Below are 890 nucleotides of genomic sequence, written 5' to 3'. Positions count from 1 at the left end.
GGGCTCCGGGCTCCGGGCTCCGGGCTCCGGGCTCCGGGCTCCGGGCTCCGGGCTCCGGGCTCCGGGCTCCGGGCTCCGGGCTCCGGGCTCCGGGCTCCGGGCTCCGGGCTCCGGGCTCCGGGCTCCGGGCTCCGGGCTCCGGGCTCCGGGCTCTGGGCTCTGGGCTCTGGGCTCTGGGCCGATGATCGCCCTCTTCCTGGACGATCGCAACGACCAGAAACTGCCGCGAAGTGACGCCAAGCCACCGTCGCCGGCGCCCCGCTTCACCAGCGCGGTCGCGGAAAAGCACCTGACGGCCCGGTGCGGGCGCACTGGCAAGGGACCCTTCCGTGACACCGCAGGACTCGAGCAACAGCACGAAGCTACTCGTGAGGATCAGGGCTGGACCGCACGCTGCGAGCTCCGGCTGTAACGGCAAAGGCGAGCGTCCAGAGCGACGCTTCCGGGCCCCGGGCTTCGAGACTCTGCTCGGCGATCACGTCAGTTGACGCGAGGAACGGAGAAGTGCCACGGACGACAGGAGCCTGCCATCGCTCGACAGCAGTCAGCTCCCAGTGCAGCTGCAGCTCATCATCACCATCACTCCCGTCGGCCCTCAACCTCGAGGCAACAAAAGTTGCACGAGTTCGCTGCCCGCGAGCTCACTCACCCAACCGCGACGGTGGAGGGCCGCATGCTCCCTCAGGATGCCGATGGTGGACTCGACGGCGAAATGGACAGCAAGTGGAATGCAGAAAACCCCTGACATGGGGAGCGGATGCTCCCCGTGTCAGGGGTTTTCATGAAAAGAAGTCCGGCGGCGTCCTACTCTCCCACAAGGTCCCCCTTGCAGTACCATCGGCGCTGAGAGGCTTAGCTTCCGGGTTCGGAATGTGACCGGGCGTTTCCCT

At 67.8% G+C, this 890-nt stretch carries 1 rRNA gene and 1 pseudogene; both read right to left on the bottom strand.

Annotation, left to right across the window (positions count from 1 at the left end):
- A pseudogene (locus tag DEJ33_RS17795) lies at positions 1–267 on the bottom strand (hypothetical protein); the annotation flags it as partial.
- A gap of 524 nt (positions 268–791) precedes the next feature.
- A 5S ribosomal RNA gene (gene rrf / locus DEJ33_RS16785) occupies positions 792–890 on the bottom strand; the annotation flags it as partial.

Origin of the sequence: Curtobacterium sp. MCPF17_047, from assembly GCF_003234045.1 — a bacterium.
Lineage (GTDB): Bacteria > Actinomycetota > Actinomycetes > Actinomycetales > Microbacteriaceae > Curtobacterium.
The sequence above is the reverse complement of the archived record's forward strand: the minus strand, read 5'-3'. Positions and strand labels throughout refer to the sequence as shown.